Annotated in this window: 23 protein-coding genes; 18 read left to right on the forward strand and 5 right to left on the reverse strand. The window is 35.1% G+C overall.

Annotated features, from left to right (window positions below):
• The first annotated feature begins 19 nt into the window (after nt 1-19).
• The 4 genes from hutU (at nt 20) to NSS74_RS06325 (ending at nt 4666) form a co-directional block, all read left to right on the forward strand.
• A complete protein-coding gene (hutU, locus tag NSS74_RS06310; protein WP_002033512.1) occupies nt 20-1678 on the forward strand; it encodes a urocanate hydratase in 1659 nt (552 codons plus the stop codon).
• Nucleotides 1679-1690: 12 nt separating this feature from the next.
• Nucleotides 1691-2962 (forward strand): imidazolonepropionase, encoded by a 1272-nt coding sequence (gene hutI / locus NSS74_RS06315; protein WP_012261421.1) that lies wholly within the window; start codon nt 1691-1693, stop codon nt 2960-2962.
• Entirely contained in the window at nt 2941-3912 is a 972-nt protein-coding gene (hutG, locus tag NSS74_RS06320; protein ID WP_012261420.1) for a formimidoylglutamase, read from the forward strand. Before hutI ends, hutG begins: the two co-directional genes overlap by 22 nt.
• A 292-nt stretch (nt 3913-4204) precedes the next feature.
• Nucleotides 4205-4666: a CarD family transcriptional regulator gene (locus tag NSS74_RS06325; protein WP_170935206.1), complete on the forward strand. Its 462-nt coding sequence runs from the start codon at nt 4205-4207 to the stop codon at nt 4664-4666.
• A gap of 538 nt (nt 4667-5204) precedes the next feature.
• On the opposite strand, the gene NSS74_RS06330 is transcribed toward NSS74_RS06325, so the two are convergent.
• Complete coding sequence (locus NSS74_RS06330) at nt 5205-6299, reverse strand: NAD(P)-dependent alcohol dehydrogenase (protein WP_002142740.1); 1095 nt, start codon at nt 6297-6299, stop codon at nt 5205-5207.
• A gap of 432 nt (nt 6300-6731) precedes the next feature.
• On the opposite strand from NSS74_RS06330, the gene NSS74_RS06335 reads away from it, so the two are divergent.
• The 6 genes from NSS74_RS06335 (at nt 6732) to NSS74_RS06360 (ending at nt 14150) form a co-directional block, all read left to right on the forward strand.
• Entirely contained in the window at nt 6732-7859 is a 1128-nt protein-coding gene (locus NSS74_RS06335; protein ID WP_002142739.1) for an alkene reductase, read from the forward strand.
• A 67-nt stretch (nt 7860-7926) separates the two neighbouring features.
• Complete coding sequence (locus tag NSS74_RS06340; RefSeq protein ID WP_002142738.1) at nt 7927-9495, forward strand: FMN-binding glutamate synthase family protein; 1569 nt, start codon at nt 7927-7929, stop codon at nt 9493-9495.
• 323 nt (nt 9496-9818) lie between these two features.
• A complete protein-coding gene (gene putP, locus NSS74_RS06345) occupies nt 9819-11297 on the forward strand; it encodes a sodium/proline symporter PutP (RefSeq protein WP_002142737.1) in 1479 nt (492 codons plus the stop codon).
• Between the two features lie 340 nt (nt 11298-11637).
• On the forward strand, nt 11638-12576 hold the full coding sequence (locus NSS74_RS06350) for a ring-cleaving dioxygenase (protein WP_002142735.1): 939 nt from the start codon (nt 11638-11640) through the stop codon (nt 12574-12576).
• Nucleotides 12577-12603: 27 nt separating this feature from the next.
• Nucleotides 12604-13218 carry an alpha/beta hydrolase gene (locus NSS74_RS06355; RefSeq protein WP_002142733.1) on the forward strand — a complete coding sequence of 205 codons (615 nt, stop codon included), beginning with the start codon at nt 12604-12606 and terminating at the stop codon, nt 13216-13218.
• 137 nt (nt 13219-13355) lie between these two features.
• Nucleotides 13356-14150 (forward strand): phosphotransferase, encoded by a 795-nt coding sequence (locus tag NSS74_RS06360; protein WP_340813276.1) that lies wholly within the window; start codon nt 13356-13358, stop codon nt 14148-14150.
• A 136-nt stretch (nt 14151-14286) separates the two neighbouring features.
• Here NSS74_RS06360 and NSS74_RS06365 read toward each other — a convergent pair whose 3' ends face one another.
• Entirely contained in the window at nt 14287-15819 is a 1533-nt protein-coding gene (locus tag NSS74_RS06365; RefSeq protein WP_340813277.1) for a BA3702 family sensor histidine kinase, read from the reverse strand.
• Nucleotides 15820-16055: 236 nt separating this feature from the next.
• Here NSS74_RS06365 and NSS74_RS06370 point away from each other — a divergent pair, with 236 nt between their 5' ends.
• Complete coding sequence (locus NSS74_RS06370) at nt 16056-16427, forward strand: VOC family protein (protein WP_002087825.1); 372 nt, start codon at nt 16056-16058, stop codon at nt 16425-16427.
• Nucleotides 16428-16447: 20 nt separating this feature from the next.
• Here NSS74_RS06370 and NSS74_RS06375 read toward each other — a convergent pair whose 3' ends face one another.
• On the reverse strand, nt 16448-17257 hold the full coding sequence (locus NSS74_RS06375) for a YitT family protein (RefSeq protein WP_340813279.1): 810 nt from the start codon (nt 17255-17257) through the stop codon (nt 16448-16450).
• Nucleotides 17258-17400: 143 nt separating this feature from the next.
• On the opposite strand from NSS74_RS06375, the gene NSS74_RS06380 reads away from it, so the two are divergent.
• The 4 genes from NSS74_RS06380 (at nt 17401) to NSS74_RS06395 (ending at nt 20852) form a co-directional block, all read left to right on the forward strand.
• A complete protein-coding gene (locus NSS74_RS06380; RefSeq protein WP_002142727.1) occupies nt 17401-18204 on the forward strand; it encodes a protein phosphatase 2C domain-containing protein in 804 nt (267 codons plus the stop codon).
• A gap of 15 nt (nt 18205-18219) precedes the next feature.
• On the forward strand, nt 18220-18672 hold the full coding sequence (locus tag NSS74_RS06385) for a peptidoglycan recognition protein family protein (RefSeq protein WP_002033528.1): 453 nt from the start codon (nt 18220-18222) through the stop codon (nt 18670-18672).
• A 17-nt stretch (nt 18673-18689) separates the two neighbouring features.
• Complete coding sequence (locus tag NSS74_RS06390; RefSeq protein WP_002033529.1) at nt 18690-18941, forward strand: DUF2164 domain-containing protein; 252 nt, start codon at nt 18690-18692, stop codon at nt 18939-18941.
• 441 nt (nt 18942-19382) lie between these two features.
• Nucleotides 19383-20852: a DUF4822 domain-containing protein gene (locus NSS74_RS06395; RefSeq protein ID WP_002142725.1), complete on the forward strand. Its 1470-nt coding sequence runs from the start codon at nt 19383-19385 to the stop codon at nt 20850-20852.
• Between the two features lie 287 nt (nt 20853-21139).
• Here the strand turns inward: NSS74_RS06395 and NSS74_RS06400 are convergent, their stop codons facing one another.
• Nucleotides 21140-21343 (reverse strand): CsbD family protein, encoded by a 204-nt coding sequence (locus NSS74_RS06400; RefSeq protein ID WP_002033531.1) that lies wholly within the window; start codon nt 21341-21343, stop codon nt 21140-21142.
• Between the two features lie 171 nt (nt 21344-21514).
• Nucleotides 21515-22327, reverse strand: coding sequence for a GNAT family N-acetyltransferase (locus NSS74_RS06405; RefSeq protein ID WP_002142722.1), 813 nt, complete (start codon nt 22325-22327; stop codon nt 21515-21517).
• A 152-nt stretch (nt 22328-22479) separates the two neighbouring features.
• Between NSS74_RS06405 and NSS74_RS06410 the strand changes: the two genes are divergently transcribed.
• From NSS74_RS06410 to NSS74_RS06425, 3 genes are all read left to right on the forward strand, one after another.
• The gene (locus NSS74_RS06410) at nt 22480-22683 is read left to right on the forward strand and encodes a hypothetical protein (protein WP_012261408.1); all 204 of its coding nucleotides are present in this window, start codon (nt 22480-22482) and stop codon (nt 22681-22683) included.
• Between the two features lie 456 nt (nt 22684-23139).
• A complete protein-coding gene (locus NSS74_RS06420) occupies nt 23140-23928 on the forward strand; it encodes a helix-turn-helix domain-containing protein (RefSeq protein WP_002142721.1) in 789 nt (262 codons plus the stop codon).
• Between the two features lie 170 nt (nt 23929-24098).
• A complete protein-coding gene (locus NSS74_RS06425) occupies nt 24099-25712 on the forward strand; it encodes a long-chain fatty acid--CoA ligase (RefSeq protein ID WP_340813282.1) in 1614 nt (537 codons plus the stop codon).
• Nucleotides 25713-25749 lie beyond the last annotated feature (37 nt).

Below are 25749 nucleotides of genomic sequence, written 5' to 3' on the forward strand. Positions count from 1 at the left end.
AGAAAAGGGAGAGATTGAAATGGAAAAAGTACAACAAACAATTCGTGCGGCAAGAGGTACTGAGTTACAAACGAAAGGATGGGTTCAAGAAGCTGCACTTCGAATGTTAATGAACAATTTAGATCCTGAAGTAGCTGAAAAACCAGAAGAATTAGTTGTATATGGCGGAATTGGCCGTGCAGCTCGTAATTGGGAAAGCTACCATGCAATTGTTGATTCATTAAAAACGTTAGAAAACGATGAAACGTTACTTGTTCAATCAGGAAAACCGGTAGCAATTTTTAAATCACATGAAGATGCGCCTCGCGTTCTTTTAGCGAACTCAAACTTAGTACCGAAGTGGGCGAACTGGGATCACTTCCGTGAACTAGAGAAAAAAGGTCTTATGATGTACGGACAAATGACAGCGGGTAGCTGGATTTACATTGGGACACAAGGGATTTTACAAGGAACATATGAAACATTTGGTGAAGCGGCACGTCAACATTTCGATGGTTCATTAAAAGGTACTGTAACGATTACTGCTGGTTTAGGTGGCATGGGTGGCGCACAACCGCTTGCTGTAACGATGAACGGCGGTGTTGTAATTGCTATTGATGTAGATAAGCGTAGTATCGATCGTCGTATTGAAAAGAGATATTGTGATAAGTATACAGAATCATTAGAAGAAGCATTGGCTATTGCAAACGAATATAAAGAGAAGAAAGAGCCTATTTCAATTGGATTATTAGGTAATGCAGCAGAAATTTTACCTGAGTTAGTAAACCGTAATATTATCCCTGACTTAGTTACGGATCAAACTTCTGCCCATGATCCATTAAACGGTTATATTCCAGTAGGTTACACAGTAGAAGAAGCAGCGAAGCTTCGTGAAGAAGATCCAGAACGTTACGTACAATTATCAAAAGAAAGTATGAAAAAACATGTAGAAGCAATGCTTGCAATGCAAGAAAAAGGCGCGATTACATTTGATTACGGAAATAACATTCGCCAAGTTGCTTTCGATGAAGGATTAAAAAATGCTTTCGATTTCCCGGGATTCGTTCCAGCATTTATCCGTCCATTATTCTGTGAAGGAAAAGGACCATTCCGCTGGGTAGCACTTTCTGGTGATCCAGAAGATATTTATAAAACAGACGAAGTTATTTTACGCGAGTTCGCGGATAATGAGCATTTATGTAATTGGATTCGTATGGCACGTCAGCAAGTTGAGTTCCAAGGTCTTCCATCACGTATTTGTTGGCTTGGTTATGGCGAGCGTGCGAAATTTGGCCGCATTATTAATGAAATGGTGGCTAATGGTGAATTATCAGCACCGATCGTTATCGGCCGTGACCATTTAGATTGTGGATCAGTAGCATCTCCAAACCGTGAAACAGAATCTATGAAAGACGGTAGTGATGCAGTAGCAGACTGGCCAATTTTAAATGCATTAATTAACAGTGTAAACGGTGCAAGCTGGGTGTCTGTTCATCACGGTGGTGGCGTTGGTATGGGTTATTCACTTCACGCTGGAATGGTTATCGTTGCAGATGGAACAGAAGCAGCGGCAAAACGTATTGAACGCGTATTAACTTCTGACCCTGGTATGGGTGTTGTTCGTCACGTTGATGCTGGCTATGACTTAGCGGTTCAAACTGCGAAAGAAAAAGGCGTTAACATCCCAATGATGAAATAAGGAGGAAGAAACATGCTGGACACTTTACTAATAAATATCGGTCAATTACTAACAATGGATCAAGAAGATGGCTTGTTAAGACGGGAAGCGATGAATACGCTTCCTGTTATTGAAAACGGTGCGGTTGGAATTGAAAATGGTGTAGTTACTTTCGTTGGAACAGCGGAAGAAGCTAAAGGATTACAAGCGAAAGAGGTTATTGATTGCGACGGGAAAATGGTTTCTCCTGGTCTTGTTGATCCGCATACTCATCTTGTATTTGGTGGATCTCGTGAAAATGAAATCGCGCTAAAACTACAAGGAGTTCCGTACTTGGAAATTTTAGAACAAGGTGGAGGTATTCTTTCAACTGTAAATGCAACGAAACAAGCGTCGAAAGAAGAACTTGTTCAAAAAGCTAAATTCCATTTAGACCGTATGCTATCTTTTGGAGTTACAACTGTAGAAGCGAAGAGTGGTTACGGATTGGATGATGAGACAGAATGGAAACAATTAGAGGCAACTGCACAATTACAAAAAGAGCATTCAATTGATTTAGTTTCAACATTTTTAGGTGCTCATGCAGTTCCGAAAGAGTATAAAGGAAGATCGAAAGAATTTTTACAATGGATGCTAGATTTATTACCGGAAATGAAAGAGAAGCAATTAGCTGAGTTCGTTGATATTTTCTGCGAAACAGGTGTGTTCTCTGTAGAAGAATCAAAAGAATTTTTATTAAAAGCGAAAGAGCTTGGCTTTGATGTGAAAATTCATGCAGATGAAATCGACCCTCTTGGTGGTGCGGAAGCAGCGGCTGAAATTGGTGCAGCATCAGCGGACCATTTAGTTGGCGCTTCTGATAAAGGAATTGAAATGCTTGCGAATTCTAATACAGTAGCAACTTTATTACCAGGAACAACTTTCTATTTAAATAAAGAAAGCTTCGCACGCGGCCGCAAAATGATTGATGAAGGTGTTGCAGTTGCTTTAGCTACAGACTTTAACCCAGGTAGCTGTCCAACTGAAAACATTCAGCTTATTATGAGCATTGCGATGCTGAAACTGAAAATGACACCAGAAGAAGTTTGGAATGCGGTAACAGTGAACTCATCTTATGCCATTAATCGAGGCGATGTAGCTGGGAAAATTAGAGTTGGTCGTAAGGCGGATTTAGTTTTATGGGATGCTTATAATTACGCTTATGTACCGTACCATTACGGCGTAAGTCATGTAAATACAGTATGGAAGAATGGGAATATCGCATATACAAGAGGTGAACAATCGTGGAGCACGGCCACTATTTAAAGAAAAATGCAAAGTTTATCGATCGTGAAGTGACGAAGTGGAGCGAAATGATTAAAAATTGGGAGGAAGGTGTGGAAATATTCGGTGCTGCCTTAATTGGAGCGCCCCTTTCTAAACCATCTATTAGCCATTCAGGAGCATGTTTTGCACCAAAAACAATTCGTTCAATGTTGGATGCATATAGCACGTACGCAATTACAGAAGAACACGATATGAAAGAAAGTGTTCTTCATGATTGTGGTGATATTACGATGCATGTGACAGATATAAAAGAGAGTCATAACCGAATTGCGAAAACAGTTGGTCACTTGACGAAAGTAAATCCGAAAATGATACCAATCGTTCTTGGTGGTGACCACTCGATTAGTTTTCCGAGTATAACTGGTTTTGCAAATAGTAAAGGGAAGGTCGGTATTATTCAATTTGATGCCCATCATGATTTACGTAATTTAGATGATGGTGGTCCATCAAATGGTACACCGTTCCGTAGTTTGCTAGAAAATGATGTGATTACAGGAAAACAACTCGTTCAAATTGGGATTCGTAATTTTTCAAATGCACGAGCGTACCATGAATATGCAAAAGAGCATGGCGTGACAGTGTATACAATGAAAGATGTAAGAGAGCGAAAAATAAAAGATCTTATTTCAGAAAGTATTGAAGTATTAAGAAAACAAGATGTGACTTCTATTTATATTTCTCTTGATATGGACGTACTAGACCAAGCGTTTGCGCCGGGCTGTCCAGCAATTGGCCCTGGTGGGATGGATAGTACAACTTTACTTGATGCAATTGAATTCCTTGGTAAAGAGCCACTCGTTCAAGGGATGGATATAGTAGAAATTGATCCAACTCTTGATTTTAGGGATATGACGAGTAGAGTAGCTGTGCAAGTGATTATGAGTTTTCTTTTAGCGCGAGAAACGATTAGTAAACAGGTTAGTATATAAGCGAAGGATCGTGTGTGAAGTTTTGAAGCAACCGTTTTTGTCATTATATAAAAATACATCGCTACTTATATGTAGTGATGTGTTTTTTTTGTTTTACAAGGTATATAAAATTGGAGGAAATGGGTGTAGAAATGTAACAAAATCGCGGGTTTTTTAGTGTTTCTGTACAGCTTGAATTTTTATGTGTAAATAAATTGACATAGAAAATAATTTTGTGATATTATAAAAATTTTGCTAAAAAAATAAATGTGTGTTAAGATTGAGAAGGTTACCATATATGGAGGTGGATTATTTGTTTCAAATTGGCGATAACATCGTTTATCCAATGCACGGAGCAGGTATAATTAAAGCCATAGAAGAAAAGGAAATCTCAGGAGAAAAAAGACAGTATTATGTTATAAAAATGTCGGCTAGTAATATGGAAGTAATGATTCCTATGGGGAAAATATTGAGTTCAAATATACGACCAGTTACAGATATAAAGGCATTAACAAACATAATAGATATTTTTCAGCATGGGGAATCAGATAGATTACTTACGTGGAAACAAAGGTATAAATTAAACACTGATAAAATAAAAACGGGTAAAATACAAGAAGGTGCTGAAGTTGTACGTGATTTATTACGTATGCAGAAAGAAAAAGCACTTAATGCAAGCGAAAAGAAAATGTTAGATAACGCACATGAATTTTTGATTAGTGAGCTGGGATTAATTGAAGGTATCACAGAAAATCAAATAAAAAGCTTTTGTTAAGATTCATTGTAGATAATGTATTACATCCCAAAAAAGATCTTGAATTTTTTGGGAATATAATTATAGAAAATCAATCATTTCAAAGACATTCAACTCTTTCAAACCACTTTTAGAGCATTAACCTCTTTTGTTATTACTACAATTTAATCCATTTTTATTTTTTAATTTCTTTTACGAATGTTCGAAGTTTAATTAAATAACTCGATAAAATAGTTACTTGATTTTTGCAATCCTGATTCACACTGGCACGGACGAGGAGCCGTAAGGATGAAAGAGAGGTAGGGCTTTCATTGTTTTAGGTATATAAGTTATTATTTTTAGAAGAATACTGAACCACTCCCACTTCTATTGTTAAGAGATTTTCCATATGTGAGGAGATAATAATTGTTTATTTTCTTTATTTAAAAGAGATAAACGAATTGTTAGCCTTATATGGTCAACTAAAAAAGGTTTCCTACTTAGGAAACCTTTTTAATTTTATTTATTTCATTTCAGGATATTTTTGTTTTGTTAGTTATCGGGAAAAAGTAAACAAATGTTACTCCATTACGATAATAGGTTTAATCGTTTTTCCTGTTTTAGAATCTTCAAATGCTTGAGCAATTTCTTCAAAAGAATAGAATTGTACAAACTTATCGAATGGGAATAGTCCTTTTTCATAGAAATTAATTAATTTTGGAATGAATAGTTGCGGTACTGCATCACCTTCAACTACCCCTTTAATTGTAATAGCTTTTACGACAATTTCATTTGTTACGTTTAAAGTTAAATCCTTTTTACCAACAGCAACAGTTGCCATTGTACCTTTTACTCGTAAGCATTGAATGGATTGCAGTGTAACAGTATTTACGCCAGTTGTTTCAAATGAGTAATTAGCTCCACCGTTTGTAATTTCTTTAATTTTGGCAACTGGATCTTCGTTTAAGCTATTAATCGTGTGTGTAGCGCCTAATTCCTTCGCTAATTCTAAACGACTATCATGAATATCAATGGCAATGATTGTAGTACATCCAGCAATTTTAGCTGCCATTAAGCCACTAAGGCCAACAGCACCGGTTCCAAATACAACTAGGCTACTACCTGGTTTTGGCTGTAATGAATTTAGGATCGTACCGCTACCAGTCATAATTCCACAACCAAGTGGTCCTAACAAACGTATATCAACATCTTTTGGTACTTTTACAGTATTATTCTCATTAACAACGGCATGGTATGCGAATGAAGATTGGCCGAAGAATTGAGAAATGTCATTATTGTTAAGATCGTGTATAGGTGTTACATGGCGTTTGTTTTTTCCAGAGAAGTTTAATTCAATCATATTTTCGCAAGCAGCAGCATTACCATCTAAGCAATTTTCACAATGACCACAGTAAGAAAATCCAAGTACAACATGGTCACCAGGTTTAACCGATGTTACATTACTTCCCACTTTTTCTACAATACCAGAACCTTCATGTCCTAAAACAACTGGTTTTGGTGTTGGCATTGTACCGTCTAAAACTGTTGCATCTGTATGACATATACCCGAAGCGATAATTTTTACTAATACTTCATCGTCTTTAATCTCGTCTAAGTATACTTCTTGCATATTAAAATCTTTTTCGGGTGTAGAAACGATAGCTTTTGTTTTCATTGTTATCCTTCTTTCTAAAAATTAAATAAGAAAAAATACTTTCAACTATCTAGGAGTCTTTTATTAGTTCCTAAAATTTCGTTGGTATAATTAAAAAACAAATGAATTATTGAAACCTCGTTAGTGTAAGTTTGAACATAGTACATTGGAAACAGGTTCTTTTTGGTTAGTAAATAGTTAAATAATTAATTACCGATATATTCTATAGTAATAAAACTAGAAAAAAAGAAAACATCCACTTAATAAGTATTTTCCTCATCCACTTACTGGGCATTAGAATAAACAGTAGATTCCTGAATTTCAGAATCCTTAAAGTTAAAAACGGTTAGTTTTATTATACGAATATTCCTACGTAAGAGCGTATAAATTGACGTTACTATCTAAAAGTAAGTATGATGCGATTATAGTTAGATTTTTTTAGGGGGAAGAAAAATGACAAGTTCAAATAATAAAGCGGCAAGTATTTATGAAGGAACAAATATAAACGCTTGGGGGTCTTTTGAAAATATTGAAGAAACGAAGTTATTTCATCCGATTCAAATTGGATCTTGGTCTCTTCGTAATCGCATAGCGATGGCACCGATGACGAGATGTTTTGCAAATAATGAGACTGGGGTAGTTGGTACTGATGTAGTAGAGTATTATCAAAAACGTGCTGCTGATGGGATTGGATTAATTATTACAGAAGGAATTGTCATTAGCCCGAGAGCAAAAGGGAATCCGGGAGTACCAGGTATTTATACACAAGCGCAAATTGATTCTTGGAAACCTGTTACAGAGGCAGTACATAAAGAAGGCGGAACGATTATTGCTCAAATATGGCATGTTGGACGTATGAGTCATCACGAAATAATTGGTGGTCAAATGCCGCAAGCACCGTCTGCTATTGCTGCGGAGGGTAATGTTCCGCGTTTTCGTAAACCGTTTGATACACCAGAAGCAATGACAATAGAAGAAATAAAAGAAGTTGTCGATCAATATGCACAGGCTGCAAAAAACGCAATCGAAGCTGGATTTGATGGTGTAGAAATTCACGGTGCACACGGATATTTAATTGACCAATTTACTTATGAATTTGCGAATAAACGTACTGATAAATACGGCGGTGACTTAAAACAAAGGTTAACGTTTATGAAAGAAGTTGTTCAGGCTGTAATTGAAGCAGTTGGAGCTGATAAAACGCTTCTTCGCTTCTCTGCCTTTAAAGGTGATAATCCTACTTATATGTGGGAACATCCTGAACTTGCAATTGAAACGTTTGTAAATATGTTTAAAGAAGTTGGATTAACGATGATTCACCCTTCAACGATGAATTATACGCAAGTTATTGCTGACGGTAAGAATTTTCATCAATTAGTAAGAAAGTATTGGGATAGTACTATCGTAGGAGTAGGTAATTTGAATCCGAAAGAGGCAGAAGAAGCACTGCAAGAAGGAACAATTGATGTAGCGGCGTTCGGAAGACCATTAATCGCTAATCCAGATTTTGTTCAGCGAATTAAAAATGCTGAAAATTTGGTTGAATATGACGCGAAAGAGCATCTTGCTACATTAATTTGAATAAAGATAAAAGGAGAACACATCAGGTGTTCTCCTTTTATTATGGATTTTCATAGGAGGAAGCGGGATGAGTGAAACGCTACTCGTTATTATTAGTATATTGCTCTTATTGATGTTACTATTAATCATTTTTTTTATTATTACATTTTTTATTAAAAAACGGACGCATCATTCTATATTAAAGTTACATCCATACTTAGGAAGGATGCGTTATTTACTTGAAAAGATAGGACCGGAATTTAGGCAATATTGGTTTGATCATGATACGGATGGAAAGCCCTTTTCACGTTATGATTTTCAAAGTGTAATGTTTCTAGCAAAATACCGTTCAGAAATACTCGGTTTTGGATCAAAACGAGATTTTGATGCATCTGGATATTATATCGCTAATACATTATTTCCGAAATTAACAGATGAATTAAGTGTGAATGTAACGAAAGAACGTGAAGGGAAAAAGTATGTGATTCATAAAGAAGGGTTATTTTCACGAAGAGAAAAATTGACAGCGGATACAACGAATCTTTGGTTATATGAAGAAGACGATGCAATTATCGTCGGTGAAAACCGCAAATATCCGTGGAAACTGTATGGCATGTTTGGCGCATCAGCAACTTCTTACGGTGCGATTGGCGAAAATTATATTTTGGCAAGTGGATTTGGCGCGAAGATGGCTGGCGGTTCGTGGATTAATACGGGGGAAGGTGGTGTAATACCGGAACATTTACATACCGGTGCAAATATCATTGCCCAAATTGGTCCGGGATTATTTGGATACCGTGACGAGGACGGGGATTTTTCGATGAAGGAATTTATGGAGAAGGCGAAAGAAAGTAATATTAAAGCGTTTGAATTGAAATTTGGGCAAGGAGCAAAAATACGTGGTGGTCATTTAGAAGGACAGAAGGTAAATGAGAAAATCGCTTCCGTTCGGAAAGTACGAGAAGGAGAAACGATTAATTCACCAAATCGTTTTTCATTTATTAGTAGTGCCGCAGAGGCTTTATATTTTATTCAAGATTTACAAGAAAACGGTGGTAAACCAGTGGGCATGAAAATTGTAATTGGTCAACAAAAGCCTTTGGAAGATTTATTAAAAGCAATGAAAGAATTAAACATCTATCCAGATTTTATTACAATCGACGGTTCAGAAGGTGGATCAGGGGCAACATATAAATCGATGGCAGATAGTATGGGGCTTCCGCTTATACCGGCATTACTTACATTTATTGATACAGCAAATCATTACGGTGTCAGGAATAAATTAAAGGTGTTTGCCTCCGGGAAATTAATCACGCCAGATAAAGTGGCGATTGCTTTAGCTATCGGTGCAGATGCCGTAAATTCAGCACGCGGATTTATGATGGCAAGCGGTTGTATTATGGCACTTCAATGTAATTCAGGGCAATGCCCATCGGGGGTTGCAACTACGAATCCACACTACCAAAAAGCATTAGATCCGTATGAGAAAAAATGGCGAGTAATGAACTATGTTATTAGTATGAGATATAGTTTGTTCTCACTTGCGGCAGCAGCGGGAGTAAAGAGCCCGCGCCATTTAACGAGAGAGCATATTGTGTTTAAAGATGAGGTGGGGCGGATAGTTCCTCTTTCAGAATTGTTTCCTACTAGTAAATAGAAGATAAGCTATGTTTAATAAATTAAAAGTCATACATTCGTATGGCTTTTTTCTTTTAAAATTCAACTAATAAACGAATGAAAATAAGGTGTGAAAAAACGCCATTTTTTTCTGAATATTTTTACTTTAATTTATTTTAAAAACCGGGTAATCCACTGGGATAAAGGCGTTTATAAAGGTTTTCACATGTAGTGAAAAGGGCTTGTTCACTTGAAAGAACAAAAAATGTTTGTTAAGGTAGGGAACCATAAGCGAAAACAAGAAAATAGAAAAAGTCATTTTTCGAAATTTTGAATGGCTTATATAACTAAGGGAGAGATTTGGTGAAGATTGAGATTATGGTTTCGCTTGCTATTTATATGGCAGGTATGTTGTATATCGGTTATTGGTCTTATAAGAAGACATCCGATTTATCAGATTATATGTTAGGCGGAAGGGGACTCGGTCCAGCAGTTACAGCTTTATCAGCTGGTGCTTCTGACATGAGTGGTTGGATGCTAATGGGATTACCTGGTGCGATGTATGCAACAGGATTATCAAGTGTATGGATTGCGATAGGTTTATTAATAGGTGCTTATGCAAACTATTTAATTCTTGCCCCGCGTTTGCGAACGTATACAGAAATGGCAAATGATTCAATTACGATTCCAGATTTTTTAGAAAATCGGTTTAAAGATCGTACGAAAATACTTCGTTTTGTCTCCGCTATCGTCATTTTAGTGTTTTTCACATTTTATGCGTCAGCTGGTTTAGTTTCAGGTGGACGTTTGTTTGAGAATTCTTTCAATCTTGATTATAAAATTGGTTTATTTGTAACTGTCGGTGTCGTTGTTGCTTATACATTATTCGGTGGCTTTTTAGCAGTAAGTTGGACCGACTTTGTGCAAGGTTGTATTATGTTTATTGCTCTTGTGTTAGTGCCAATTGTAGCTTTTACAGATGTCGGTGGTGTAACAGAAACATTCAATACGATTAAGCAAGTTGATGCATCGCATTTAGATATGTTTAAAGGTACTACAATTCTTGGTATTATTTCATTTTTAGCATGGGGTCTTGGGTATTTTGGTCAACCGCATATTATTGTTCGCTTTATGGCAATTACCTCTGTTAAAGATTTAAAAACTTCTCGTAGAATCGGTATCGGTTGGATGACGATTTCAATTATAGGTGCAATGCTTACTGGTCTAATTGGTATTGCTTATTACGCTAAAAATAATGAGAAATTACAAGACCCAGAAATGGTCTTTGTAACATTCTCAAACATTTTATTCCATCCGTATATTACTGGATTTTTATTGTCAGCTATTTTGGCTTCGATTATGAGTAGTATTTCCTCGCAATTACTCGTTATTTCAAGTGCTGTAACGGAAGATTTCTATAAAACATTTTTCCGTCGTAACGCAAGTGATAAAGAACTTGTATTTATCGGTAGACTGTCAGTATTAGTAGTAGCTATGATCGCAGTTGTTTTAGCGTATCATCCAAGTGATACAATTTTAACACTTGTCGGTTATGCTTGGGCAGGATTTGGTTCAGCATTCGGACCCGCCATTTTATTAAGTTTATATTGGAAGAGAACGAACAAATGGGGTGTTCTTGCTGGTATGATTGTAGGTGCAGTAGTTGTTATTACTTGGGTACAAATTCCAAGTTTAAAAGCGACTATGTATGAAATGGTACCTGGATTCTTCTGTAGTTTATTAGCTGTTATAGTTGTAAGTTTATTAACGAAAGAACCAGTGAAAGCAATTCATCGTGAATTTAACGAGATGGAAGCAGTGTTGGAAGAGGAAACGAAATAATTAGCGAAGAGAGTAAATGCTAACTAGCATTTACTCTCTTTTGATTTAAAATGAAAATAAGTGCTTGTTGACAACTAAAAGTAAGTAACTTATAATAAATATTGAGTTCGAGATAATTTATTTCCGAATAAAGATTTCAGATGGAGTAAATATTTTTTTGGAATTATCTCGAATTCGAGATGAATTCAGTGATATAGAAGATAATGCGTAATTTCACAGCTTATATCTCGAATTAAAGATAAAATCATAACGATGGATTTTACTTTGCAGTATGGACAAAATGAATAATGAATTTTAATGTATAAAAGTTTTTAAAATGAAATAAAAAGGGGCGGAGAAAATGGAAAAGAAAACGATGGGAATTCATCACATTACAGCAATCGTAGGTCACCCACAAGAAAATGTAGATTTTTATGCAGGTGTATTAGGATTGCGTTTAGTAAAACAAACAGTGAATTTTGATGATCCAGGTACGTATCATCTTTATTTTGGTAATACAGGAGGGAAGCCTGGAACAATTATTACGTTTTTTCCATGGGCAGGTGCTCGTCAAGGTATTATTGGGGACGGTCAAGTAGGCATTACGTCTTATGTCGTACCAAAAGGTACAATGGAGTTTTGGGAAAATAGATTAGAAAAATTCGACGTACCGTATACAAAAATGACTCGGTTTGGAGAACAGTATATAGAATTTGATGATCCACATGGTTTGCATATAGAATTAGTTGAAAGAGAAGAGGGCGAATTAAATAATTGGACTTTTGGGGAAGTTACGCCAGAAGTAGCAATTAAAGGATTTGGCGGTGCTGTTCTTTTATCTGCACAACCTCAAAAAACTGCTGAATTGTTAGAGCATGTTATGGGTCTTGAGAAAGTAGGAGAAGAGGGAGAGTTTATGCGGTTCCGTTCTTCTGCTGATATTGGAAATATTATCGATTTGAGATTATCAACAATTGGACGTGGGCAAATGGGTGTTGGTACAGTTCATCATATTGCTTGGAGAGCGAGTGATGATGCTGATCAATTAGACTGGAAAGAGCATGTTTCTCGCTTTGGATATGGTGTAACCCCTGTACAAGACCGAAACTATTTTAACGCAATTTATTTTAGAGAACACGGCGAAATCTTATTTGAAATTGCAACAGACCCTCCTGGTTTTACCCATGACGAATCTTTAGAGACGATGGGTGAGGAGTTAAAATTACCGGATCGATATGAACAACATAGAAAACAAATTGAACAGACACTCTTACCATTTGAAGTGAGAAATCTAGATTAAAGTGATTGAAAGGGGAAAAGGAATATGATGAAACATGTTTTTCAAAAAGGAAAAGATACGTCAAAACCAGTGTTGTTATTGCTTCATGGTACAGGAGGAAATGAATTAGATTTATTACCGCTTGCAGAAAGAATTGATCGGGAAGCTTCTGTATTAAGTGTTCGTGGAAATGTATTAGAAAATGGGATGCCTCGTTTCTTCCGCCGATTAGCAGAAGGTATTTTTGATGAAGAGGATCTTGTTTTCCGTACGAAGGAATTAAATGAATTTTTAAATGAAGCAGCAAAAACATATGAATTTGATAGAGATAATATCGTAGCTGTTGGGTATTCAAATGGAGCAAATATTGCGGCGAGCTTATTATTCCATTACGAAAATGCATTAAAAGGTGCAGTCCTTCATCACCCAATGGTGCCTAGAAGAGGAATAGAGTTACCTAATTTAGCAGAGAAATTCGTATTTATCGCTGCTGGAACAAATGATCCAATTTGTTCACCTTCTGAGTCAGAGGAATTGAAGATGCTATTAGAAAATGTAGATGTTAATGTAACAATGCATTGGGAAAATAGAGGACATCAATTAACGATGAATGAAGTAGAGAAGGCAACAGAATGGTATGAAAAAATATTTTCACATGCATAAATAGTAGACTAAATCGAGTGTAAAATCATAAAGATTTTATACTCGATTTTTTTGTTGCAATTTAAGGGGTTAAAAGAGAATAGGAAAGTTATGTTAAAATATAAAGAAAATGTAGAATAATGGAGGGGAACTATTAGATGTCAAACTACGAAAATGAAGAAATGCTAACGGGAGGGAATGTCTCAAACGTATATCGTTCGGAAGATACTGTTCGACGAGAATTAAAGCAAGGCAGTACCAAAATTCATAAGCTATTAAATCATTTGGAAAACAAAGGTTTTAGTTATGCACCAAAGTTTTTAGGTATTGATGATAAAGATAGAGAGATATTATCATTTATTGAAGGAGAAGCTGGTAATTACCCTTTAAAAGAGTACATGTGGTCTAATGAGGTTTTAAAAGAAATAGCGAAGATGCTCGGTCTTTATCATGATGCTGTGAGTGATTTCCCGTTATCAGATGATTGGAAACCGATGGATAATACTCCAAATACAATAGAGGTTGTATGCCACAATGATTTTGCAATATACAACATTATTTTTAATAACGAAAAACCAGTAGGTATTATTGATTTTGATGTTGCTGGTCCTGGACCCAGACTTTGGGACATAGCCTATACTCTTTACACTTGTGTCCCATTAAGTAGAGTTTATTATAAGGAAACAGGTGCGGCGGTTTATTATAATTCATTACAGCATGCAGACCGCATAAAGCAAAGAGTTAAATTGTTTTTTGAGTCCTATAAAAGTGATGGCATCGCCGAGGATTATTTGGAGATGGTACTTCTACGATTAGAAGGATTATGTAAATACATGAAAAGAAAAGCACTAGAAGGCGATATGAACTTCCAAAAGATGATAGATGAAGGGCATCTTGAACATTATGAAAATGATATTCAGTTTATTCGTAAACATGGAAAAGAGTGGATTTAATAAAATAAATCGTATACAAAAATAAAGCTCAGAGTCATATAGGGACTTTGAGCTTTTTAACGTATTAGTGTAGATGTTTTCCACAATAACTCGACTACTTATAACAGATGTCTTTTACTATATTAATGTAGCATAGTTAAGAGTTTGTTACAGGCTGAGCTGTAGCAATCGGTAATTGGATATCGACAGTTGTTCCTATGTTTAATTCACTGGAAATGAATAATTTTCCGTGATGCTCTTGAATGATTTTATAGCACATCATTAAGCCGAGGCCAGTTCCTTTTTCTTTCAAGCTATAAAAAGGTTCGCCAAGACGAGCCATGCGCTCTTCAGGAATCCCACAACCTTCATCCATAATGCGTATTGAAACAAAATCATTTTCTAACGAAGTTGTTTGAATGAATATGTTACCACCATCAGGCATCGCCTCGATTGCATTTTTTAATATGTTAATCAAAACTTGTTTTAATTGATTACTATCACATTGAATGTCAGAAATATAATCGAAATGATCCATGATGATATGAACGCTATGCATAATTGCTGTTGGTAAAATAAAAGTTACAACTTCTTCAATTAATGTTTGTACGTTGCATGTATGAATAGATAACACTTGTGGTTTAGACATCGCCATAAATTGGCTTGTTATAGATTCCATTTGTGAAATTTCACTCAACATAACGTCCACATACCATTTATTTTCCTCATTTATTTCTGGATGTAATAACGTTAAAAATCCTTTTAATGAAGTGAGCGGGTTTCTAATTTCATGGGCAATTCCAGCTGTCAGTTGTCCTACTACTGCAAGTTTTTCGGATTTCCGTAATAACTTTTCAGTTTCTTTTAGTTCGGTAACGTCTCTTCCCATCACTATAAGACCTTTGCGTGAGCCATCAGGATGGAAGAGTGGGACTTTTGAAATGCTTAAAACTAGGTCGAAATCATTTCTATGTATAATAAATTCCTCTCCGTGAAGAATTTGTCCTTTTTGCCATGTTAGTTCATCGACTTCTTCACAATGCAAAAAAGATTCGCGGTATGCTTCGTTATATTGAATGAGTTCATTATCTCTTTTTCCATGATAAGGAACGTTATGGAAATTGAAACAAGAAAGCGCATAGTCATTCGCTTCAAGCCAGCGTCCTTCATGATCCTTAAAAATAACAAATGCAGGCATTGAATTCATTAATGTGCGTAATCGTTTCTCACTCTCTTGTAATACTTTCTTAATTCTTTCTGATTTTTCAAGGGGTTTCATAATGGCGTATACACCTGTTAAACGGTTTTTAACAAAAATAGGAACTAATTTTGTTACGACATCTAGTAAATATCCGTCTTTATGATAAATAGAGACGATATACTCTTTTTGATTGTCAGCTGCAGCATTTTTTATGTATTGTAGCACTTGATCAGAAATATGTGCTTCTAAAATAGAAGTGATTGTTTTTCGCTCTAATTCGTTAGAAGTATAACCTAATATTCTTTCCGCAGAGGGGTTAATATGTAAAATAACTCCTTCTAAATTCAATGAAATAATACTATCAGGGTTATGTTCAAAAAGAGATGCATACATTTCTGCTAAAGAACGATTTTGTATATGGTTTCGCAAGCGCTCCGATACGTTTGGGTGACGCTTTTTTTGAGTAGATGAATGTTTTTTACGACTCATAATATTTCCTCCGTACAACTAGCATCTAAAAAAGATGAATCTAGTACTAACTATAATATAGGTGCAATGTGTATTTCTATAAAAAATGGAAATTATATAATAAATTTTCTTTTTTATTTTTAGTGGAAGGTAAAAAAGGGTAGTAATAAGAGAATCTTATATTGCTTTATTAATATTTTCTAAGTTACATGAATGTATTTTCGTTATAACATTAGAATAGAAGAGGGGGAAGGAATATGAAAAATTATATTCAAGGAATTGATCATGTACAAGTAGCGGCGCCAGTAGGATGTGAAGAAGAAGCGCGAGAATTTTATGGTAATAAAATTGGTATGGAGGAAATCCCAAAGCCAGAGGAATTAAAGAAGCGTGGTGGGTGTTGGTTTAAGTGTGGAAATCAAGAGATTCATATCGGAGTTGAGCAAAATTTTAATCCAGCTAAAAAAGCGCATCCAGCTTTTTATGTTTTGAAAATTAATGAATTTAAACAAGGGTTAATAAAGCAAGGTATTGAAGTAATAGATGATCATGCGCGACCAGATGTAATCAGATTTTACGTGTCAGATCCGTTTGGAAATCGAATTGAATTTATGGAAAATAAAAACTAGGTGAAGGTCCACCTAGTTTTTTACACTTTTCTAAACAATCCTAATACTTCAACAGTCTCCGTAATATTAACGAATGCATGAGGATCAATTTCCGAAATCGTTAGTTTCATACTTGCTAATTCTTCACGTGAAACGACTGTCATAAGTACACGTTTTTTTTCGTTTGAATAAGCACCTTCACCATCAAGTAACGTAATTCCACGTACTACAGTTGAAAGAAGCTTTTTTTTCATTTCTTCTGCTTGATTTGTTACAATCATAAGTGTAACTTTACGATGTTTCGTATGAACGGCATCAATTACTTTACCAGTTACATAAATTGAAAGTAAGCTTGTAAGGGCAACATCCCAAGTGAAGAAAAATCCTGCAATGACAACAACAACAGTATTTAATGCAATAAGGAATCCACCAAGTTTAATATCTCGCTTACGAGATAACAACATACCGATAATATCAAATCCACCAGTTGAACCATGGCAGTTAAAGACAAGACCAATACCAGCTCCGGCGATGACACCGCCAAATACAGATGATAAAAGTGGATCTGTTGCTACGACTTTTACTGGAACATAGTATAATGCAACAGATAATACAATTACAGAAACAAACGTGTTAAAAATTACTTTTTTTCCAAGACCTATGTATCCTAAAATAAGGATAGGTAAGTTCAATACAAAGTTAATAATACCTGTGTTTACAGGGGTTACAATCCCTAAAATAATAGCAATTCCGCCAATTCCACTACTTAAAATTTTATGGGGGATAAGGAAAAGATTAAAGGCAATTGCGATAATAATAGAACCAAAAATAACACCAAGAAATCTGACCATCTCTTTCCCGTCCTTCACTAAATAATCATATTATTTCAAGATTATATATGAAATTGAAAGTTTTTGGGGAAAACAGTTTATTTTGGAAAATTAGATTAATCTAAATAGTTCGAGTGTTTGATAAATTGGGAGGGGATACAGATATGAAGATAACAACATATCAACAGAAAAGTCCTTTAAAACAAGAGTGTGAGGATTCATTTTTTTGTAATGAAGATAAAATGATTTACGGTGTATGTGATGGAGCAACTCCGCTCGTCCCGTTTTGTGATGAAGAAGGACATAATGGAGCATACATCGCTTCGCATTTATTTGCAAGTCATTTTACTTCGTTACGGGAGATTAATAGTTTACAAGGTGAAGTTGCAAAGGCGAATGAATTATTGCAAAACAAGATGCTAGAGTACAAGGTTGATACGAGAAAAAAAGACCATCTTTGGTGTACATGTATTGCAGCAGTTCAAATAGAAGGCGAAAAACTTGAATATGCACAGTTAGGTGATTGTATGATCGTTGCAATACTTCAAAATGGAGCGATGAGAGTATTAACGAAAGATACGGTTCAAGGAATTAGTAAACGTGCAAAAAAGAAGAGAGAGGAAGATAGAGAAAAGGGATTACCTATACCTGAGGAACACGTTTTTCAAGATGTTCGGGAGCAGTTAAAATACAATCGCTATCTTGCAAATATGCCAAGCGGCTACTCAGTTGCAAATGGGATGAAAGAAGCTATGGATTATTTACAATATGGTGAATTACAGGTAGCTGAAGTAAGTGGGATTTTTATTTGTTCAGACGGATTGTTTCACCCAGAGTGGTCGTTAGAACAAACTGTAGCATATATAAGAAAGAATAGTATAAAAGAATATGTAGCAATCATTGAAAGGTTAGAAGGAGAAAATAGAATAAGACCAGATGATAAAACAGTTATTATGATCGATTTGTAAGAGGAGGATGTTCATATGGAAATTAAATGTGCAAATTTAACATTTCAAAATGAGTTAGTTCCTTTAGAAAAAGTAAATAAACTGATCATCCACCATACGTCAGAAGATGGCTGGGATGTGTATAAAACTCACGAATTTCATCAAAAGGTAAGAGGATGGAGCGGGATTGGTTACAATTATTTTATTGAAGAAGATGGAACTGTAGTCGAAGGGCGAGGTTTACATATTGGAGCACATGCGAAAGATAATAATAGTGACACAATTGGAATATGTATGACGGGAAATTTTGATAAATATGATCCAAATACTGCACAAATGAATTCATTATATTCTTTATGTAAAATGTTTATGAAGCAGTTTGCCATAGAGAAAGGAAATATACTCGGCCATAGGGAGTTAGAAGGGGTTACAAAAACTTGTCCAGGAAATCGCTTTTCTATGGTAGAGTTAAGAAAAGTATTATCTTAAATATAGAGGAGTAACGAATGATGATGAACATAAAAATAACGAATGATAAAAAAGAAGAGCTTGTAGCACAAATTCAGCAATTTTTCGTTGAAGAAGATTTAGATGAAATTGGACGTTTCCAAGCAGAACGTTTAATAGAAGAAATGATAAAGTTAGTAGGACCATTTGCATACAATCAAGCAATTGGAGATGCAAGAAAGCTTGTAAGTGAGAAATTAACGAATATTGAAGAAGATTTGTATGTGTTAGAGAAGAATGAGGGTAAATAAAAAGAGCTATTTTGGTCGTCTTCCGTCAATTATAAAATAAGTATATGCCACGGCTTTTTTCCGATGTTTTGTTTGGAAAAGGCCGTGAAATTGTTTTTGGACATATAAAATAAACCTCTTTTTTTCCAAAAGGGACCCTAGAATTAAAAAAACGTTATTCTTTCTTAACAAGCTAGATGAGAAAGAATAACGTTTTTTTGATTGAGATTAAAAATATATTATCTTAATTTTATCTTTTTTTAATAATTTATTTATGGGCAATTTATAGTTGCTATTTATAATTTCTATATATAACAGCTATGGATACTACGAAAAAGAACTTTGGAGGTGTAACCAATTAGCTGTAATCAAAATTTAAAACATGAATTGCTCACATAGAATCTTCTTTTGGAAGATAAGGGGTGTAATTCTTTGTTAAATGAAGGAAGGGATTGGGAAGCTATGAATAAAACAATTTTAAAAACATGTATCATATCAGCAGTTTTAGGTGGAAGCCTATTAAGTGAAAAAAATGGAGAGGTGAAAGCAGAGGAGGTTACACCACAAACGAATCATACTGTTGTATTCAAAGATGTTCCAAAGGGGCACTGGTCATATGAGGCGATTCATCAATTAACAGGTGAGAAAATTATTTTCGGCTATGATGATGGAAGATTTGGTTTTGGAGATAACGTAACACGCGAACAAGTTGCAGCTTTAATGTATCGTTATTTTAATATGGCAGAAAACAAAAATTATCAGAACCCATATGGGGACGTAAGCGAAGATTCGACAAGCTATATAAAGGAAATCTTGTCTTTAACAGAAATGGGTGTTTTTAAGGGTGATGAGTATGGGAACTTTAGACCGAAGGCATCCTTAACACGTGCAGAAATGGCACAGGTTCTTACAAATGCTTTTCATTTAAAGGCAAAGAGTGATCATACTTTTAATGACGTTTCAACGAACTCATGGGCAAGAAATGCAATTAGTGCTGTTCAAACAAATAATATTGCAAAAGGAGTAGGAGGAGGGGAATTCGCTCCAAGTATGGATGTGACGCGTGAACAGTATGCACAATTTTTATACAATGCAATACAAGAAACTCAACAAACGAAAGGGCAGCTACTAGCTAGTATACTTGGTGAAACAAACTGGAAAGGGACAAAAGTCTATGACAAAGATCATAATGATTTAACGAAAGAAAATCAAAATTTCATCGGGCTTGCAAAATATGATGCTAAAACTGCAAGGTATGAATTTTTTAATGCAAATACAGGAGAGAGTCGTAATGATAGCGGTACCTTTTTTATAACCAACGATGGAAAGGAAAGAGTGTTAATTTCTGAAACGCAAAATTATCAAGCAGTTGTTGAATTAACGCAATTAGACAAGGAGAAATTTACATATAAAAGAATGGGGAAAGATGCAAAAGGGAACGATGTAGAAGTATTTGTTGAGCATGTTCCTTATCAAGAAAAAGAGCTTTCTTTTACCCGACCTGATAAAAATTTAGAAAGCTCGACGGGGAAAATAGTTACAGACGTTGATGGAGATGAAATCTTATCTAGTACTCTATGGAACGGAACAGTGGTATTAGATGAACAGGGTAATAATGTAACAAACTACAACTCTAACTTAATCAGTCTAGCAAAATATGATAAAAATACAAATAAATATGAGTTTTTCAATATGAATACAGGGATAAGTCGTGGGGATTATGGTTTCTTCGATGTTGTACATGACAATAAAATAAGAGCTCACGTTTCGTTAGGAAATAATAAATATGGTGCGGTCCTTGAACTTACAGAGTTAAATAAAGATAAATTTACGTATACAAGAATAGGGAAAGATGCGAATGGAAAAGATATAAAAATCTTTGTTGAGCATGAACCGTATACAGGTGACCTAAAACCAAATTTCACAAAGTAAGATGTAAAAGTAATCTTATACTCTAGCAAAGGCATTATGTTAGAAAATGTTAGTAAGGAAAAACCTGAGTGATTAGGATTAGGTAATTATACAATAGAAGTAAAATAGTTCTTTATAGACAAATAGATGCCTTGAGGCATCTATTTGTCATTTTAAAATGATCTTATGGGTAAATGTAAAATACAAACTCTCTTACTTTCTCGGTTGTATTTTCATTTTTGAGTAGCTGACAATCTTTTCAGATCTAGTAACTTACTACTTGCACGACCATACATCGTGGCTCTTTTTTATTTGTTCTCTTTATATTCATGTATTTTCTCTTTTACATTACCGACAGTATCTTTAGCAGTGCCTTTCACCTTATCCCATTTTCCCTCGGCTTGTAATTTTTTATTGTCAGTTACTTTCCCGACAACTTCCTTTACTTCACCCTTTACCTTATCAATGGCACCTTCTACTTTTTCTTTTAAACCATGATCATGTTTAGTCATACATTTCTCCTCCTTGTAGTTTGAGTAGAATTCTCTTTTCATATTGCAAGTTGAATGATGTATCTAGTAATAGCGTAACAAATTTAGTTTGAATATTCAAATGAGTAACAGGATAGAAAGGTAATTGTCATAAAATGTATACATTCGTAATGGAAAGAAAAAGAAAGTTAATTATATGTCTTTCGCAGTCCATATTGATTTTGTATAAGCAATTTTCATATGGGCACGTTCCATATTATTTTGACTGCCGCTACCAAATCGAGCTTGTCCAACTATTAAATTGCAATTGGATGCAACAGCGGTCTCGATTCGTTTTTGAATTAATGCGGTATGACAACCTTTACGTTGAAATTCTGGCAAAGTAGCAGAAGCAGCTAATGAAGCAACACCTTTATTTATATAAAGTACCCCTATACTAGCAGGAGTGTTTTGAACTTCGGCTATGAAAAAATGCCAGCCGGATTTATTGTAGAGAATTTCGTTATTTTGGTGCACACCATATTTTGTAAAGGATGGCATGTTAAATCCACGTACATATATGTCTGCAAAAATATCAAATTCATTTTCTTTTAGTTGGCGTACTGAAATGTTAGAAGGCAGCAGCGATGAGTCTTCTCTTGGTAAACTATATAAAGCGGTATGGAAGTTAGATTGATAAAAATCTTTTTGAGATAAGTATTGAAATAATTCAGTTGCACCTTGCGCTGGTGTAATTTCAAAACGGCAAGGGATTTGTAGTGATTGATAATAAGCGATGATTTCATCTATCTCATCTGTATTTGTAAAGGTAACGCCTTTTACTGTGTTAAAAGCAGGACCAGCAATTATTTTTGATGAAAAGGCAGTGGCACTCCCGAACTTTTTCGTTTGTACTTGCATTGGGTTGCCGCTTATTGTTTGTAGTACCTCTAATCTAGAAGAAAGCATATGTATTTCTGCGTTTTCAATTTCTTGTGCTGTATTGACTGTCATAATTGTACTCATACGATTCCTCCGTCAATTAATATAGTTCATAGTACATATACGATTTTTCTTCTGAGATTCCTGTTGAAATGTAAGAGAATAAGAGGTTTTTTGGAAGGGAAATGGAAGCGAACTGTCGAAGGGAGTGGAAACAGATTAAAGGTGGTGCTCTCATGAAACAGAAAGACGTGCAGACATGCTCTCATTGCGGTTCTCAAAACATAGGAGAAGGTGAGTTTATCGGTTATGCACAAATACGGAAAAAGGAAACGATGTTCACATCTTCACCAGTGGATGCTTATATTTGTACAGATTGCGGGAATATCCTTTCATTAAAGGTACGGAATTATGAAAAGTTTAAGCAGAAGCCGTTATGATTGTTAAGAAGTGGTAATATAAAACGTCGTATACGAAAGATCTTACATTAAGTTAATTTAATATAAGTGACATTTTACATATATATGAGTACGCCTTAAAAAAAGAGATAAAAACATATACTGTATGAGATGCTCATCATTCATTACATGAAGCAGAAAAATATATAGAAGAAAAAGTAGTCATCTTAGAATGGTTCATAACGAAAACTCCTTTAAATGAATAAAGGAGTTTTTTTATTTTTTATAACAATAATTCCCTTTAATTGTTATAATTGGTCATTGAGAGTAATTATTTTATTAACGCCATAATTATAGAAGAAAAACAGCTAAATCGTATTTAAAACCGCTATATAACACAATCGCAACCGTAAGTTGACAAAGTGCAACCGCAGGAAGATAGAGATAAGGGCAATGTTTACATACAATTTAGGTAAGAAAACAAAGGGGGACACACATATGGGATTTGGTGAAAAGCTTTTTAAATTAAGAAAGGAAAAGGGCCTTTCTCAAGAAGCGTTAGCTGAAAAATTAAACACAACAAGGCAAGCAGTTAGTAAATGGGAAAACGGTCAAGGATTTCCTGAAACTGAAAAGTTAATAATGATTGGAAATGTATTTGAAGTATCACTTGACTATTTATTAAAAGAAACTGCTGAGCAAAGTAATGAAAAGGAAAATGGTTATTATGTAAGTAAGGAAATGGCGGAAGGGTATATAGTGTATGGGCAAAAAATTTCTAAATATATCGCATTAGGATTTAGCTTGCTTATTTTATCTACAATACCGTATTTATTATTTAAAGAAAATGCAACAATGTCTACATTCCTTGTCATTATCATTGCTGTCCTTGGAATTGGAGCAATGATGGTACCTGTAACTATAGAAGAGAGTCGATACAATGTATTAAAAAAAGAAGAATTACTATTTGATCCAAACTTTTTAAAAGAATTGACAAAAAGATATGCGACTATTAAAAAGAAGTATGCTGCAGTAGTAATTGTTGGACTTTGTTTCATAGCGGCAGGAGCGATACCATTTTTATTTGAGAAAAAACGAATTACTTCAGGAGAGCTCGTGCAGTATTATCCTTATTGTGTTGTACTTATTGCTATCGGGTTTTATCTTTTTGTTCGTGTTTTAGGAGTGTTAGAGACGTATCGGATTTTAGTAGAAAATAAAGAATATAGTAATCGTGTCATTTTTAAATTAAAAAAGAAAGTAAGAAAAAAGGTAGATAGTTTTTAAATAGGAGAGAACCATGTTTTGTATCGTATGTATTCAAAACATGGTTTTTATTTATTAGAATTATTTCCAAAGAAATAATTCAGAAAATACAGAAAAATATCGTAATTATTTGTAGAAGTCTGTTATAATATACAGAAATGAAAACGCTTTAAAGGGAGGCTATAAACAATATGATGATGAATGTACCGCTAACAATTAGTTCTATGATGGAAAGAGCAGAGAAACTGTTTTCGAAGAAAGAAATTGTTTCACGGACACATGATACAGTTACGACGTTAACGTATAAGCAGTTAGGTGAAAGGACGAGAAGACTTTCAAGTGCGCTAAAAAAATTAGGAATTAAAGAAGGCGAGCGTATAGGAACGTTAGCGTGGAATCATCATCGACATGTGGAGGCGTATTTTGCTATTCCAGGTATTGCTTCCGTTTTACACACAATTAATATTCGTTTATCTCCTCAACATATTTCATACATTATTCAGCACGCAGAAGATCGCATTTTACTCATTGATGAAGATCTCGTACCACTTGTTGAAAATATTCAATCACAATTATCAACTGTACAAGCCTACATTATTATGACTGATAAAGACGAACTTCCAAAAACTACACTGGAGCCTGTATATCATTATGAAAAGCTATTAGAAGAAGGCGATCCCAATTTCCAATTTGTAAAAGATATTGATGAAAATACACCTGCTGGTATGTGTTATACGTCAGCGACTACAGGGAATCCAAAAGGTGTTGTTTATACGCATCGTAGTACGGTTTTGCATTGTATGGCACTCGGTTTAGCGGATACAGCTGCTTTATCGGAAAGTGATGCGGCGATGGCAATTGTACCGATGTTCCATGTGAACGCTTGGGGGCTTCCTTTTGCAGCTACTTGGTTTGGAACTAAACAAGTTCTGCCAGGACCAATGTTTACTCCAAAAATTTTATTAGAGATGATTCAAGCTGAAAAAGTAACGATAGCAGCAGGTGTGCCGACAATTTGGCTCGGTGTATTACAAGAGTTAGAAAATAATAGTTACGATTTATCTAGTATAACGAGAATATTATGCGGTGGTGCTGCTGCACCGAAAAGCGTTATTAAAGCATTTGAGAAAAAATATAATGTTCCTTTCGTACATGCATATGGTATGACTGAAACAAGCCCACTCGTAACACTTGCACGTTTAAAAAGTTATGAAACAGAATTATCATATGAAGAGCAATTAGAAATCCGCTCAAAACAAGGATATCTTGTCCCTGGTGTAGAGATGAAAGTAGTCGGTACAAACGGTGAAGTGAAGTGGGATGGTACTGAGATGGGAGAGTTATGTTTACGAGCACCTTGGATCGCTGAAAGCTATTATAACGATGATCGTACTGTCGAAGGATTCCGAGACGGTTGGTTATATACTGGTGATGTTGTTACAGTTGATGAGGAAGGCTGCGTGAAAATTGTTGATCGTACGAAAGATGTTATTAAAAGCGGGGGAGAATGGATTTCTTCAGTGGATCTTGAAAATGCTTTAATGGCACATGATGCTATATTTGAAGCGGCTGTCGTTGCAATTCCTCATCCGCAGTGGCAAGAACGCCCAGTTGCCTGCGTTGTTCAAAAGAAAAATAGTACGGTTACAAAAGAAGAAATATATGAGTTTTTAAAACCGCAGTTTGCGAAGTGGTGGTTACCAGATGATATTGTATTTATGGAAGAAATACCGAAAACATCTGTTGGGAAGTTTTTAAAACAGGCACTTCGAAAAGAACTTGAGCATTTGCATAAAGAGAAATAATTGAATTTACATTTGTAAACTTATGAGGAAATAAGGT

The organism is Bacillus sp. FSL E2-8868, assembly GCF_038005505.1.
Classification (GTDB): Bacteria; Bacillota; Bacilli; order Bacillales; family Bacillaceae_G; genus Bacillus_A; species Bacillus_A mycoides.